Origin of the sequence: Paucilactobacillus oligofermentans DSM 15707 = LMG 22743 (assembly GCF_001434315.1) — a bacterium.
Lineage (GTDB): Bacteria > Bacillota > Bacilli > Lactobacillales > Lactobacillaceae > Paucilactobacillus > Paucilactobacillus oligofermentans.
This window is the reverse complement of record NZ_AZFE01000032.1, coordinates 341861-357278: the sequence shown is the minus strand read 5'-3', so window position 1 is coordinate 357278 and position 15418 is coordinate 341861. Positions and strand designations below refer to the sequence as shown.

Genomic DNA, 15418 nt, shown 5'->3' with positions numbered 1-15418 from the left:
GATGAATATTGCATTTCAAACCGACGTTGGTCAACAACGTGATGATAACCAAGATTATGTGGGAACCTTTACTAATGATGCCGGCCTAACTTTAGCAATTATTGCTGATGGAATTGGTGGTCATCAAGGTGGGGATGTTGCCTCAACGATGGCCGTTACGCATATGGGACATAGCTTTGAAGAGACTAATGTCAAAGAACCAATTGAGGCCTATCAATGGCTAGCAATGCAGGTAAAAAATGAAAATCAAGCAATTATTGAAAAATCTAATAAATACAAAGATTTAAATGGGATGGGGACCACTTTAGTTGCAGCTATTTTATTTCAAGATAAAATGGTGTTAGGAAATATTGGCGATAGTCGTGGCTATTTATTACGCGATGGTAAATTTCAACAATTAACTGAAGACCACTCGCTTGTTAATGAATTAGTCAAAAAGGGAATGATGACGGCTGAAGAAGCTCAACGTAACCCTAAGAAAAATATCATTACACGTACATTAGGTATTTCAAAGGAAGCTGACACAGATATTAGTGTTTATCGATTGGACAAAAATGATCAGCTATTATTGTGTACTGATGGATTATCAAACATGGTTAGCGATGAAGAAATTGCTGAAGTTTTGAGTTCAAGTCGTTCAATTGCTGATAAGTGTCAAGAATTAATTATGCAGGCTAATCAAGCTGGTGGACCTGATAATATCACGGTTTTGATTGCTGATAATGAATCTCAGGAGGATGCTAACTAATGAATCCTGGATATAAATTAAGTGGTCGTTACGAAATTATTCGTTCACTAGGTGAAGGTGGGATGGCTAATGTTTATTTAGCCCACGATTTAATTTTAGACCGTGATGTTTCCGTTAAGTTATTGCGTTTAGATTTACGTGATGACGAAAAAACAAAAAAAAGATTTCAACGAGAAGCCCTTGCTGCTACACAACTTAGCAATGATCATATTGTTGGTGTCTATGATGTTGGTGAAGAACAAGGATTACAGTATATGGTGATGGAGTACGTTGAAGGAACTGATTTAGAAGCGTATATCAAAAATAATTTTCCGATTCCATATCAACAAGTAATCGATATTATGTCACAAATCTTAGAAGCAGTTGAAGACGCACATCAACATAATATTATTCATCGCGACTTAAAACCCCAAAATGTGTTAATTGATAGTGATTTGCAAGCCAAGATTACAGACTTTGGAATCGCCGCGGTTGCTGAAAACTCAATGACTCAAACTAATACGATTATGGGATCAGTTCATTACCTATCACCAGAACAAGCTCGTGGTGGGATAACTACTAGCAAATCCGATATTTATTCATTGGGTATTATTTTGTATGAAATGTTAACCGGCAAAGTACCATTTGAAGGTGAAACAGCAGTTTCAATTGCTTTGAAGCATTATCAAGAAGCAACACCATCAGTCCGTGATTTTGACCCAAGAATTCCACAAGCATTAGAAAATGTAGTTTTAAAAGCAACCAGTAAGGCACCATCTGATCGTTATGTAAGTGCTGATGCAATGCGTAATGATTTAGCAACCGCGTTATCTTCATCACGTGCGGGCGAAAATAAATTCATGCCTAAAGTAAACGATCATGGCGAAACTAAAGTTATGTCGCCGTTGGACATTAATCAAACTGTTGATGAGCAAAAACAGGCTTCTGAACCAACTAATAAAACAAGTAAATCAAAGAAAAAGAATCGTAAAAAAAGATGGTTATGGTTAATTCCAATTGTATTAATTATTGGAATCATTGTTTGGTTAATTCTGATTCCAGGTCGTCAAGTAGTTCCTGACGTTACCGGAATGACTGAAAACCAAGCAGAATCGGCGCTAGAAAAGAAAAATTTATCGGTTGGTACCGTTACTAAAAAGAATAGCGATACGATCAAAAAGAATTTAGTAATTTCAAGTACACCAAAGGCTGAATTAAAAGTTAAGGCCAAAACCAAGGTTAATTTAGTCATTAGTTCTGGCGTTAAAAAAGTTAAAATTGAGAACTATATTGGTCAATCGTATGCGACTACGGCAGCCAATTTACGTAAAAAGGGTATTACCGTTAAAAAGACTACAACCCATTCAAGTGATTTTGCTAGTGGAAAAGTTATGTCACAAAGTATCAAGTCTGGTGCTAAAGTGACTGCAAGCAAAACAACTATTACATTGAAAGTAAGTTCTGGCGAAAAGAAAATAACCTTACCAGATTTTACTGGGAAAAAATTAGCTGACGTTCAATCATATGCTGATCAAAATGATTTAAAGGTGAGTTCAACTGAACAAACTTCAAAAACTGCCACTGCTGGTGATGTAATTAGTCAAACACCGGCATCTGGAGCGACTTTAACTTCGGGTGATACAATTTCCGTAGTTATAGCCAAGGAAGAAACTAAAACTGCAACTGAAGTGGTCAGCATTCCGTTTGATAACTCAAATAACAAAACCGAAAATGTAATTCAAGTTTATCTGCAAGATTCAAATAATGAAATTACTAATGAATCTCAGAAATTTACAATCACTTCAACTCAAAGTGTAACGCTCAATTTTACTTTAGATAATGGCGACACTGGTGCTTACAAAATTGTTCAAGACGGGGTCGTAATTGCAAGCAAAAACAACATTACAGGAAGTTAATAAGGAGACTGATAAATGAAAGAAGGAATTGTCCAACAATCACTAGCAGGCTTCTATGATGTTTTAAGTGATGGTAAACTGTATCGGACACGTGGACGAGGTAATCTTAGGAAACGTGGTATTAAACCTATGGTGGGTGATCACGTTGAATTTGACGCACCTAATGATCGTGAAGGATATTTATTAGAAGTTTTAGCTCGTAAAAATTCTTTAGTAAGACCACCGATTGCTAATGTTGATTTGGCACTGGTAGTAACAGCTGTTCGTGAGCCCATTTTTTCAACTAATTTATTAGATCGCCAATTAGTCGCATTAGAAGTTCAAAATATTACGCCAATTATTTATTTTTCTAAAACGGATTTACTATCGGAACAAGAATTTGAAAAATTACAAGTTGCTGCTGATGGCTATCGCCAGATTGGTTATCAAGTTTTTTATCAAAGAGATCCCTTTGCAGATGAGCAGTTAAAACAATTGCAGGCAGAACTAGTTGGTAATATTAGTGTGGTAATGGGCCAAACTGGAGCTGGTAAGTCCACATTGCTTAATCACATTGCACCACAACTAGAACTAGAAACTGGTGAAATATCACAAGCGTTGCAGCGTGGTAAACATACGACTAGAAAAGTTAGTTTATTGAATATCGACGGCTGCCTGATTGCAGATACACCGGGATTTTCTTCATATGAAGCGTTTGAAATGGATGCAACTGAATTGCCAAGGTATTTCCCAGAATTCCTAGAATTAAGTGTTAATTGCAGATTTAGGGGATGTTTACATCTAAAAGAACCTGGATGTGCAGTGAAAGCAGCATTAGAAAATGGTACAATATTAGCGAGCCGGTATAAAAGCTATGAACAGTTTAATGAACTAATTGTTCAACAAAAACCTAATTATAAGAAATGAGGATTTAATAATGATTAAAGTTGCACCTTCAATTTTGAGTGCTGATTATGTAAATTTACAACGTGATATCGAAATGGTAGAAAAAGGCGGCGCCGAATATCTTCATATTGATGTTATGGACGGTACGTTTGTACCCAGTATTTCATACGGACCAGGATTTGTGAAAGCAATCCGCAAAGTTTCTAATTTATTTTTAGATGTTCATTTGATGGTTGAAAAGCCAGGTCATATGATTCAAGAATTTGCTGATGCTGGTGCCGACTTAATTGGTATTCATGTCGAAGCAACTCAACATATTCATGGTGATATTCAAACGATTAACAATACTGGAGTTAAGTCTGAAGTTGTTATTAACCCTGGTACACCTGTTTCAGCTATTTTGCCTGTACTTCATATGGTTGATCAAGTACTTGTTATGACTGTAAATCCTGGATTTGGTGGGCAAAAATTCTTACCAGAAACAGTTGCTAAAATTGCAGAATTAAATCGTCTTAAATCAGAAAATGGCTACACTTATGATATTGAAATTGATGGTGGAGTTAATGCTGATACAGTCGTTGCTTGTTATGAAGCAGGGGCTACAGTAGCAGTTGCTGGATCATATGTTTTTAACGATGTTGACCCAGTTGCTAAAATTAATACTTTAAAAGACGCTACAAAATAAATAAAAAAAGTGCGGTTTGTTGAATTCAACATTCACGCACTTTTGTTGCTTAAGGGGTTTAATGATGGAGCAGTTAGTAAATATATTAGTTGGCGGTCCAATGACAGAATGGCCTGAGAATCTAATTAAGGGTGAAATTAAAGGGACTTGGATTGCAGTTGATAAAGGAGCCATTAGACTCTTAAATATGGGGATTACGCCTAAAATTGCGGTTGGGGATTTCGATTCTACATTTGATTCAGAAATGGATATTGTAAAAAAAGAAATTAAGCAAATTGAATTATTTCCACCAGAAAAAGATTTTACAGATACTCAAATTGGGGTAATGACGGCTATCAAACATTTCCCTAATAGTAAAATTGATATCTATGGAGCGACTGGTGGTAGAATGGATCATTTATTGGCAAATTTGTTTTTACCGTTAGATCCGCAATTTAAAGATGTTATTAAACAAATAAATATTATTGATAATAAAAACACAATTAAATTTTATACGCCAGGTGAATATGAAATTATCAAGGAAGTTGATAAAAAGTATTTAGCATTTGTTAATTTGACGTCTGTAACTGGATTAACATTACCAGATGAAAAATATACGCTACAAAATTTTAATTCTAGTTATCCAGTGTCGTGGGCTAGTAATGAATTTTCTAAAGAGATAAATCACTTTTCGTTTGAAAAGGGGATTATGGCTGTCATTCAAAGTAAAGATTAAAAATAAAGACAAAAAAATAAGCTATCCGAATATTCGGATAACTTATTTTTATAAATAATTAAACTCGAGTGACTTTACCTGATTTAAGTGTACGTGCTGAAACGTAAACTTTCTTAGGCTTACCGTCTACTAAAATCGTAACTTTTTGAAGATTTGGCTTCCAGCTACGACGACTTGAGTTAAGGGCATGAGAACGCTTGTTTCCAAAACGTGTCCGCTTACCAGTAATAAAATCTTTTGCCATGAATAACCCTCCTCATCTCATTAAATTTTGACTTGAGCGCTTGTAACAGCGCGATAACTCACTAAATTAATTTACCATAGCCACGAATACATTGCAAGAATTTTCTTTCAAGTAATTTCACTTGACACTAAATAATTTGCAAAATTATGAAAATAAGCTAGAATATGTATTCGTTATTGCTCACATGGACGAAAGCAGCATATTCTGATATTATAACATTAACAAGTTCAAAGCAGAAGGGAGCCAATTAAATGGCAGTCAAAATTAAAACCCAGTTTGGGACTATTGATATTACAAACGATGTAATCGCAACAGTTGTTGGGGGTGCAGCTACTGATAACTATGGAGTTGTTGGTATGGCAAGTCGAAACCAATTACGTGATGGCGTTAACGATATTTTGCGTCGTGAGAATTATAATAAAGGTGTTGTTATTCGCCAACAAGAAAATGGTGTTTCCGTAGATGTAAATATTATTGTTGGATACGGAACAAAAATTTCAGAAGTTTCAAAAAGTGTCCAATCAAAAGTTAAATACAATTTAGAATCAATGCTTGGCGTTACGGCTAATTCAGTTAATGTTTTAGTACAAGGTGTTCGCGTCCTAGCTGACTAATTGATATTTGTTCATCTGGAGGAAATTTAATTGACAGTTACAAAAATTACAAATCTTGAATTTGGTAAAATGATTCAAGCTGCATCAGCATGCTTGGAACAAAATGCTGAATTTATTAATTCGTTAAACGTTTTCCCGGTACCTGATGGTGATACCGGAACTAATATGAGTATGTCTTTGGCTAGTGGAGCTAAATATGAACGCGAAGAGAGCAGTACTCGGGTTGATGACTTAGCAGCTGCTGTAGCTAAAGGCCTACTAATGGGGGCACGTGGTAATTCAGGTGTGATTTTATCACAAATTTTCCGTGGCTTTTCAAAAGGTATGGAAGGTAAAGCTGAATTAACAGCCCAAGACTTCGTAGATGCCTATGCTAATGGAGCCAAAACCGCCTATAAAGCAGTGATGAAGCCAACGGAAGGTACAATTTTAACCGTTGTTAGAGAATCAGCTGCTGCAGGTAACAAAAAAGTAACTGAAACTGATGATTTAACTGATGTTATTGAAACTATTTTCCTTGCAGCTGATGAAGCTCTTAAGACAACTCCAGATTTACTTCCAGTTCTAAAAGAAGTTGGCGTGGTTGATTCAGGCGGACAAGGACTTGTTTTTGTTTTGAAAGCTTTCTATGAAGTGTTGTCTGGAAAAACTATCGAAATTGAAAATTATCAACCTGATAATGCTCAAATGGATGAGATGCTTAATGCAGAACATCATCGCAGCGCACAAGGACAACTAGATCCAGACAAAATTGTGTACGGATATTGTACCGAAATCATGGTTCGAATTGGTCGTGGGCTACAAGTTGACCAAGAATTTGATTATGATAAGTTTTATGAAAAATTGTCAGGTCTTGGTGATAGCTTATTAGTTATTAATGATGACGAAGTTGTTAAAGTTCACATTCATACAGAACATCCAGGTGAAGTTTTGGCTTGGGGACAAGAATTTGGCGATTTACAAAAAGTTAAAGTTGATAATATGCGCTGGCAACAAGAAGAAATCATGGAATCTGATGAACAAGAAGCACCAGTACCTAGCTCAGCAATAAACAATAATCAACCAGCTGGAAAATCAGTAGAAACAGCTATTATTTCAATTTCTAGTGGTGATGGAGTGGCTACGCTATTCAAAAGTTTAGGAGTAACGCATGTGATTAATGGTGGTCAAACCATGAATCCAAGTACTCAAGATATTGTTGATGCAATCAACGCTAGTGGTGCAAAAAAAGCTATTGTTTTACCTAATAATGGAAATATTTTTATGGCAGCAGAACAATCAGTTGATGTTGTCGATATTCCAGTTAAGATTGTTCATAGTAAAACCATTGCACAAGGAATGGCTTCTTTACTTGAATATAATCAAGAAGCTAGCTTAGAAGATAACCAAGTAGCGATGGAATCAGCTTTATCAACTGTCAAAAGTGGAGAAGTAACAATCTCAATTCGAGATACAACAATTGACGGTATTGAAATTAAAAAAGATAATTTTATTGGAATTGTAGATGGCAAAATTGCAGTTACTAATGCTGAAATAAAGCAAACCGCAATTGATATGGTTAAGTCGATGCTTGATGAAGATAGCGAAATTGTAACTATTATCATGGGTACTGATGGTAATCAAACCGATGCACAAACAATTGAAAATGCACTATATGAAATTGATGATGAATTAGAAATTGAAATCCATCAAGGTGGACAACCAGTCTATCCATATTTAATTTCAGTTGAATAATAAATAATGAGTGTGACATATTAATTATATGGAGCCGATTTTTACAGACTAAATTGTATGCTAATGAGGCTGTGCCAAAACTATGTTTTGGCACAGCCTCATTTGGTCAGAAAGGGGGTAGCTATGTTAAGTTTACAAGATTCAGTTGGTAGTCTTGCTGGTGTTGGACCCAAGCGGGTTGACGACTTAAAAACATTAGGGATATTTACGGTTGAAGATCTATTACTATATTTTCCAACACGTTATGATACTTATGAAGTTCAAAGTCCTAGTCAAGCTATAGATCAGCAAAAATTAACATTACAAGGGACAGTTATGTCAGAACCGGTGATTGCACGGTTTGGCTACAAAAAGAATCGATTAAGTTTTCGGTTAATGGTCGAAAATGAAATTGTGATGGTCACTTTTTTTAATCAACCATATTTAAAAAATAAAATTGAATTAGGCAAAGATATCGCAGTTTATGGTAAGTGGGATGGCACACATAAGCGACTTGCTGGGACTAAAGTTATTTCAGTTACAACAGAACATAATCAATTTGATGCGGTTTATCCATCAAACAAAGCAATTAAACAGCCAACGATTCGCAAATTTATTAAAGTGGCGTTTGATAAATATGAGTCGGTAATTGCTTCCTTGCTACCTCCAGCATTAATTGAACGTTATAAATTAGTTGAAAGAAAAGATATGATTCGCGAAATGCATTTTCCTTCTGATGATGAATCCGCAAATCATGCGCGTCGAACCGCCGCTTATGAGGAATTCTTTTTATTTCAATTGCGTTTACAAGCGATTAAAATGGAAAATCAACAAAAAAACGGAATTTCAATTTTATACCATAATGATGAATTAAAAGAATTTATTCAACGCTTACCATATCAATTAACTAATGCGCAGCAACGCGTAATAAATGAAATTTGTCGTGATTTAAGACGACCGGTACAAATGAATCGATTATTACAAGGTGATGTTGGTTCAGGAAAAACTGTGGTTGCAGCCATTGCAATGTATGCAACAATCACTGCGGGATTGCAAGCTGCAATTATGGCGCCAACCGAAATTTTAGCATCACAACATGCGCAAAATTTAGCACAACTATTTGAAGGCTTACCGGTGAATGTTGGGTTGTTAACGGGATCAATGACCGCGAAGCAACATCGCGAATTAACAGCACAAATTAAAAATGGCGCAATTAATTTAATTGTTGGAACTCATGCATTAATCCAAGAAAGTGTTGAGTATGCTAATTTAGGGTTAATTGTAACTGATGAGCAACATCGATTTGGAGTTAATCAACGACAAAAATTTCGCGAAAAAGGTGAAGAACCTGATGTATTAGCTATGACGGCAACACCAATTCCTAGAACGCTAGCAATTACTGCGTACGGAGAAATGGATGTTTCGGTCATTGATGAATTACCAGTTGGACGGAAACAAATTAAAACCAGTTGGCTTAAAAGCAATCAAGTTGGTGTTGCGTGGGAAAAAGTTAAACAAGAATTATTAAATGGCGCACAAACCTATGTAGTTACACCTTTGATTGAACAATCAGAAACTTTAGATGTTCAAAATGCACAGGATTTATATGAGGAATTACAAGAGTATTTTGGCCCTCAATACCAAGTTGGCCTTTTACACGGACGCATGGCAAACGATGAAAAAGATGCCATTATGGAAGCATTTAAAGCTAACAAAATTCAAGTGTTGGTGTCAACGACCGTGATTGAAGTTGGGGTTGATGTCAAAAACGCCTCGTTAATGGTCGTCTATGATGCCGATCGATTCGGGTTAGCGCAATTACATCAATTACGTGGTCGAGTTGGTCGCGGAAGTCGTCAAAGTTATTGTATACTGATTGCAGATCCAAAGAATCAAGTCGGAATACAACGAATGCAAACAATGGTTGAAACTACCGATGGCTTTGTTGTAGCTCAAAGAGATTTAGAGTTACGTGGATCAGGAGATGTTCTAGGCTTGAAACAATCTGGAGTTCCAGAATTTAAAGTTGGCGATCCGGTTGGTGAACTTAAGATGCTGCAAATTGCTAAAAGTGATGCTGAAAATCTATTACTGACTCCAAGTTGGGAAACTAAAACTGAAAATTTACCATTGGTTGAGTATTTAACAATTAGAAAATTACAAACACATTTTGATTAAGGAAGGTATTTAAATATGAAAATTGCAGTTGATGCAATGGGCGGCGATAATGCACCCAAAGAAATTATCTTAGGTGTTGAACAAGCGCGTGATTTATATCCAGAACTAGAGTTTTTATTGTATGGTGATGAAACTCAATTAAAATCATTTTTAACAGATTCAAACCACATCAAAGTTATACCAACAACTGAAATGATTGAAATGGGTGAAGAACCAGTTCGCGCAATTCGTAGTAAAAAAGATTCTTCAATCGTGCGAGCTGCTAATGCGGTCAAAGATGGAGAAGCTGATGCATTCTTTTCAGCTGGAAATACTGGCGCCGTGCTTGCAGCCGGATTATTCATTGTCGGCCGAATTAAAGGGATTGATCGACCTGGATTGACTTCAATTTTGCCAGCAGCTCATCCAGACACTGATAAACAGAAGTTTGTATATCTAGATACCGGAGCTAATGCAGAGAGTAAAGAAAAGAACTTAGTTCAATATGCTTATCTTGGCAAATTTTATGCACAAAAGGTTTTAGGCATTGAAAATCCAACGATTGCATTATTAAATAATGGTGAAGAAGCAGATAAGGGTGATCGACTTCATAAGGCAGTTTGGCAGTTATTAGATGATGCTGATGACTTAAATTTTGTTGGTAACGTTGAATCTAGTGCAATGCTAATGGGTAAAGCGGATGTTGTGGTTACAGATGGATGGACCGGAAATGCAGCCTTAAAGGCCACTGAAGGTACGGCAAAAACGATGTTGGCACTAATTAAAGATGGAATTATGAATGGTGGCTTACGGGCTAAATTAGGCTATTTATTGCTTAAACCAGTTTTTAGTACTGTTGGTAAAGGCATGGCAACTTCGACACATGGTGGAGCTGTATTACTTGGTTTAAAGGCTCCAGTTGTGAAGACCCATGGATCTTCCAACGCTGAAGCAGTTAAAAATACAATTGGTCAAATCAAGGCAATGATTGAATCACAAGTGATCAGTCAAGCAGTTGAATATTTTAATAACCAAGAAGTGCTAGAAAAGATGGACAAGTCAAACGAAAACGACTAATATTGGTTAGGTTAAATTATTACAAGGGGTTTATGAAATGGAAAAACAAGAAATTTTTGATAAGGTTAGTGAAATTGTTAGTGATCATTTTGATATTGATCAAGCCAAAATCACAAATGACCTAAATCTGAAAAATGATTTAAATGCTGATTCAATTGATTTTGTTGAGTTTGTATTGGAAATTGAAGATACTTTTGGTTCAGAAATATCGGATAACGAAGCAGAAAAGCTTAATACAATTGGCGAAGTGGTAAACTACATTGCCGAACAACAAGCATAGAATATCGCAATAAATGGTCGAAACGGGGCAATCTCGTCTCGGCCATTTTTGTGTGAATACTGCTTTATATCAAGATTAAAAACACGTATAATGGATGCTATAAGTATTATTAGGAGGATGATTAAAATAAAAGCATTAGAAGAACATTTAGAAAAAACATTTGGAATTCACTTTAATGATTCCAGTTTATTGGCGGAAGCTTTTACACAAGCCTCATATGTTAATGAACATCCAAAAGAAAATTTAAAATATTATGAACGTATTGAGTTCTTAGGTGATGCGGTCATGCAATTAACTGTTTCAGAGTATATTTATCAACGCTATCCAGAAATGCCACAAGGAAAATTATCAAGATTAAGAATTGCGATGGTTCAAGAAGATAGTTTTAGTAAGTTTGCCTTGGAATGTCAATTTGATCAGTTTATTCGGTTAGGTAAAGGTGAGGAAAAAGCTGGGGCTCGTAGTCGCTCATCGTTATTGTGTGATATTTTTGAATCATTTATCGGTGCATTATATTTAGATCAAGGTAAAGAGGCCGTGGTTGATTTTGTGACTAAGGTGATCTTTGTTAAATTAGATCAAGGCTGGTTTGAACAAGAAGTTGATTACAAAACTAAGCTACAAGAATTCTTGCAACAACATGGAGATGTGGTTATTGATTATGAAGTCGTTAGTGAAACCGGCATCGAAAGTGACCGTGTTTATACAGTTGCAGTTAGTGCTGATGATCAATTAATTGGTGAAGGTAATGGAACTTCTAAAAAGCGGGCTGAGGTGCAAGCTGCAAAAAATGCATTATCGAAATTACAATAAAAATGTAATTGTGGGAGAGTAGTATGCGACTAATTTCGCTAGAAATAAATGGTTTTAAATCATTTGCACAAAAAACAAAGATTAATTTTATGCCAGGAATGACTGGAATTGTTGGTCCTAACGGAAGTGGTAAAAGTAATATCATTGAGGCAGTTCGCTGGGTAATGGGTGAACAATCGGCTAAAGATTTACGTGGCGATCGAATGGCTGACGTTATCTTCTCAGGATCTTCAACGAGAAAAGCGTTAAATCGGGCCGAAGTATCAATTACCTTTGATAATTCCGATCATTATATTCAGAGCGACTTTAATGAAATTAGAGTTACCCGCCAACTATACCGTAGTGGTGAAAGCCAATACTTAATCAATAATCAGGAATGTCGATTGAAAGATGTTACTGAACTTTTTATGGACTCTGGACTTGGGCGAGAGTCTTTTTCGATTATTTCACAAGGGCGCGTTGAAGAGATCTTTAACGGGAAACCATCTGATCGACGAAAAGTAATTGAGGAAGTTGCCGGAGTTTCTAAGTATAAGAAAAATAAAGACACCGCAGAGAAGCGTTTAAACGATACCAACGATAATCTAAATCGGGTTAATGACATCTTAGCTGAACTTGAAACTCAAGTAGAACCATTAGCTGAACAGAGTGCTTTGGCGAAAGAATATCAAGAACAAAAAATTAGATTTGATCAGTTAGATAAAACAAAAACAGTTTTAGATATTACTGATCACCAAAAGAAACACGATGAAATTCAAGAACGTGTATTAAATGCGCAGAAAATGAGTGAACAATATGACGTTCAAAATGCTCATTCAACCCAGCAATTAGCTGAACTGAAACAGCAACAGGTTCGACTAACTGCCATCAAAGATGAGCTACAAGCAAAATTATTAAATCAAACACAATCCATATCAGAATTAGAAAATAGCCAAAACATTAGTAATGAACGCTCTAATAATCGCCAAGCTAATCTTGAACAAATTAATCGTCAAATTGAGCAGTTGAAGATTCAGATTGATGATGCAACAAAAGAATTGGCGGACTTGAATCAAGAACAAACCCAACATCTGACTAAAGTTCAGCATAATAAAGATGATTTAAAGCAATTACGGTCACTAAGTGCAGAAGAACGACAAGCACAGATGGCAAATCAAATTGAGTCATTACAAAATGAACAAGTAGAGCAAATGCAAGCTCTAACAACCCTACATAATCAAAAGTCTTTTTTGATTAAGAATCACGAACAAGACAATAAACGTCAAAGTCAAGCCAGTATTGATTTAACTGCAGCTCAACAAAAACAAACAGAACTACAACAAACGATTCAAGAAGTTGAAACAGAATTACAAGAAAATAAGGTAACATTAGCTAAGCATGAAGCTACATTAAATGAGGAAGCGTCACGACGCAAAAGTCTACGAACCAGTTATGATGACACTCAGAAGCAATGGTATCAAGCTTTAGGTAGTGAGCAAACATTACAGGCAAAAATTAACAGTATCAAGTCGTTAGAAGCTGATTATTCTGGATTTTATCAAGGAGTTCGATTCACATTACAGCATCGGACTGAATTTAACGGACTACTAGGACCGGTATCAGAATTAATCGATGTTCCAACTAAGTACATGACTGCAATTGAAACTGTGCTGGGAGCACAATTACAAAACTTGGTGGTTGATAATCAAACAACTGGTAAACAGATTATTAATTATTTAGTTGCTAAAAAAGCCGGAAGAGTAACCATTCTACCAGTTGATACTTTGTCAGTGCATTCACTAAACACTAATACGGTCGATGCTATTGCAGCAATAGCTGGTTTTGAAGGTCTGGCTAGTGATTTAGTAACCGTTGATAATACGGTGATACCGGTATTAAAACACTTGTTAGGTAATACGGTAGTTGCTGATAATCTTGATCATGCAACGCAAATTTCACGAACTGGACAACATCGTGTACGGGTAGTAACTTTAGATGGGCAATTAATTAATGCTAGTGGTTCAATGACTGGTGGGGCTAATAAACAGCAACGACAAGGCTTACTAAGTCGTCAGCAAGAATTAGAGACATTTGAAACTAAACTCAGTGTGGCTAAAGCTGCTAGTACAAAGTTTGAAGAAGAAGTAGCAAAATATGATGCAGCGATTAAAGCAAATCAACAAAGCGGTGAACAATTTCAACAACAAGTGGTTGATCAACGCGCCGTTGTTCAAGAAATTAATGGGCGTCTCTTAATTACCGAAAATGAAACTGACGTGATTAAAAAGCAGGTAACGGCACTAGAATTTGAAGTTAATCAAAATAATGCGGAGTCATCTTCGTATAGTGAAACATTGGCTAATAATGAGACCGAACAGGGAACTGTTACCGCAAAAATTGAAGCCATCAAGATGGAAGTAGTGCAATTAAAATCTGATCTTGATAACTTAAAGAACAATGCGTCGGTTCAAGCGAGACAAATCCAAGAACGTGAACAATTAATTGCGGTTGAATCTGAAAAAATCACCCACGGACAACAAGAAATTAAACGAGTTGAAGTAAGCCTTGCAAACTTTGAACTGCGATTATCCAACCTGCAGAAGCAAACTAATAATGACAATGCTACTCAAGCGGAACAAGAAGAATTACAGCGAAATAATCAATTACAATTAGTTGAACTTAAAGCTAATAAACAAGCAACCGAAACGGAAATTGATAAGACTAATCAGCAACTTAATAAAACATCAGATGAAGTCGATGCGGCTGATCAGCAACAAGTTAGGGCACAAGAGTTGCAGCGAGCAGCTTTAGATGAGTTAAACAAAGTCAACGCTCGCAGCGTTAAACTTGAAACCTTAATTGATACGGGGATGAATCGGTTAAGTGAGCGTTATGCAATGTCCTTTAACGAAGCTAACTTAGACTTGATTGAGTTACCAATTGAAGACATCGTTAGCCAGTTAAAGCTCTTAAAGAGAGGCTTAGATGAGATTGGACCGGTCAACCTTGGATCGATTGATGAATATGAACGTGTATCTAAACGTTTTAATTTCCTTAATGATCAAAAGGATGATTTAATGGATTCCAAACAGCAATTGAATGAAACGATGGCTGAAATGGATGAAGAAGTTAAATCACGCTTTGAAAGTAGTTTTAATGAAGTTGCTGGCGAATTTGAAAAGATATTTATCGAAATGTTTGGTGGTGGGCAAGCTAAGTTAGTTCTGACTGAGCCAGATAATATGTTAACGACTGGCGTTGACATTATTGCTCAGCCACCAGGGAAGAAAAATCAGCAAATGAGTTTGCTTTCGGGTGGGGAAAGAGCTTTAACGGCGATTACGCTCTTATTTTCAATTTTAGCAGTTCGACCAGTACCGTTTGCCATTCTAGATGAAACTGAAGCAGCACTTGATGATGCCAACGTTAATCGTTTTGCTCGATACTTAAGTACGTATGGGGATGATGGTCCTCAATTCATCGTCGTCACACATCGAAAAGGAACCATGATGAATGCTAAAGTTTTATATGGAGTGACGATGCAAGAATCTGGAGTTTCTAAGATGGTATCTGTATCTTTAGAAGATGTAAGAACAACGTAAAGGAGACTGAA

General features: G+C 36.2%; 13 protein-coding genes. 12 read left to right on the top strand and 1 reads right to left on the bottom strand.

Going from position 1 to position 15418, the window contains the following annotated elements:
• The first annotated feature begins 1 nt into the window (after nt 1).
• The 5 genes from FC70_RS08770 to FC70_RS08750 all read left to right on the top strand — a co-directional run bounded on the left by FC70_RS08770 (nt 2) and on the right by FC70_RS08750 (nt 4928).
• Complete coding sequence (locus FC70_RS08770; protein WP_057890621.1) at nt 2-748, top strand: Stp1/IreP family PP2C-type Ser/Thr phosphatase; 747 nt, start codon at nt 2-4, stop codon at nt 746-748.
• Nucleotides 748-2643: a Stk1 family PASTA domain-containing Ser/Thr kinase gene (pknB, locus tag FC70_RS08765; RefSeq protein WP_057890620.1), complete on the top strand. Its 1896-nt coding sequence runs from the start codon at nt 748-750 to the stop codon at nt 2641-2643. Before FC70_RS08770 ends, pknB begins: the two co-directional genes overlap by 1 nt.
• 15 nt (nt 2644-2658) lie before the next feature.
• Nucleotides 2659-3549 (top strand): ribosome small subunit-dependent GTPase A, encoded by an 891-nt coding sequence (rsgA, locus tag FC70_RS08760; RefSeq protein WP_057890619.1) that lies wholly within the window; start codon nt 2659-2661, stop codon nt 3547-3549.
• A 10-nt stretch (nt 3550-3559) separates the two neighbouring features.
• Nucleotides 3560-4213 (top strand): ribulose-phosphate 3-epimerase, encoded by a 654-nt coding sequence (rpe, locus tag FC70_RS08755; protein WP_057890618.1) that lies wholly within the window; start codon nt 3560-3562, stop codon nt 4211-4213.
• 64 nt (nt 4214-4277) lie between these two features.
• Complete coding sequence (locus FC70_RS08750) at nt 4278-4928, top strand: thiamine diphosphokinase (RefSeq protein WP_057890617.1); 651 nt, start codon at nt 4278-4280, stop codon at nt 4926-4928.
• A 58-nt stretch (nt 4929-4986) separates the two neighbouring features.
• Here the strand turns inward: FC70_RS08750 and rpmB are convergent, their stop codons facing one another.
• The gene (rpmB, locus tag FC70_RS08745) at nt 4987-5172 is read right to left on the bottom strand and encodes a 50S ribosomal protein L28 (RefSeq protein WP_057890616.1); all 186 of its coding nucleotides are present in this window, start codon (nt 5170-5172) and stop codon (nt 4987-4989) included.
• A gap of 251 nt (nt 5173-5423) precedes the next feature.
• Here rpmB and FC70_RS08740 point away from each other — a divergent pair, with 251 nt between their 5' ends.
• From FC70_RS08740 to smc, 7 genes are all read left to right on the top strand, one after another.
• A complete protein-coding gene (locus FC70_RS08740) occupies nt 5424-5786 on the top strand; it encodes an Asp23/Gls24 family envelope stress response protein (protein WP_057890615.1) in 363 nt (120 codons plus the stop codon).
• A 30-nt stretch (nt 5787-5816) separates the two neighbouring features.
• The gene (locus FC70_RS08735; RefSeq protein ID WP_057890614.1) at nt 5817-7520 is read left to right on the top strand and encodes a DAK2 domain-containing protein; all 1704 of its coding nucleotides are present in this window, start codon (nt 5817-5819) and stop codon (nt 7518-7520) included.
• Nucleotides 7521-7643: 123 nt separating this feature from the next.
• Nucleotides 7644-9677, top strand: a complete 2034-nt coding sequence (recG, locus tag FC70_RS08730) for an ATP-dependent DNA helicase RecG (RefSeq protein WP_057890613.1) — start codon at nt 7644-7646, stop codon at nt 9675-9677.
• A gap of 15 nt (nt 9678-9692) precedes the next feature.
• On the top strand, nt 9693-10733 hold the full coding sequence (gene plsX / locus FC70_RS08725) for a phosphate acyltransferase PlsX (protein WP_057890612.1): 1041 nt from the start codon (nt 9693-9695) through the stop codon (nt 10731-10733).
• A gap of 37 nt (nt 10734-10770) precedes the next feature.
• Complete coding sequence (gene acpP, locus FC70_RS08720; RefSeq protein ID WP_057890611.1) at nt 10771-11013, top strand: acyl carrier protein; 243 nt, start codon at nt 10771-10773, stop codon at nt 11011-11013.
• 117 nt (nt 11014-11130) lie between these two features.
• Nucleotides 11131-11826, top strand: a complete 696-nt coding sequence (gene rnc / locus FC70_RS08715; protein WP_057890610.1) for a ribonuclease III — start codon at nt 11131-11133, stop codon at nt 11824-11826.
• Between the two features lie 23 nt (nt 11827-11849).
• On the top strand, nt 11850-15407 hold the full coding sequence (gene smc / locus FC70_RS08710; RefSeq protein WP_057890609.1) for a chromosome segregation protein SMC: 3558 nt from the start codon (nt 11850-11852) through the stop codon (nt 15405-15407).
• Nucleotides 15408-15418: the final 11 nt, after the last annotated feature.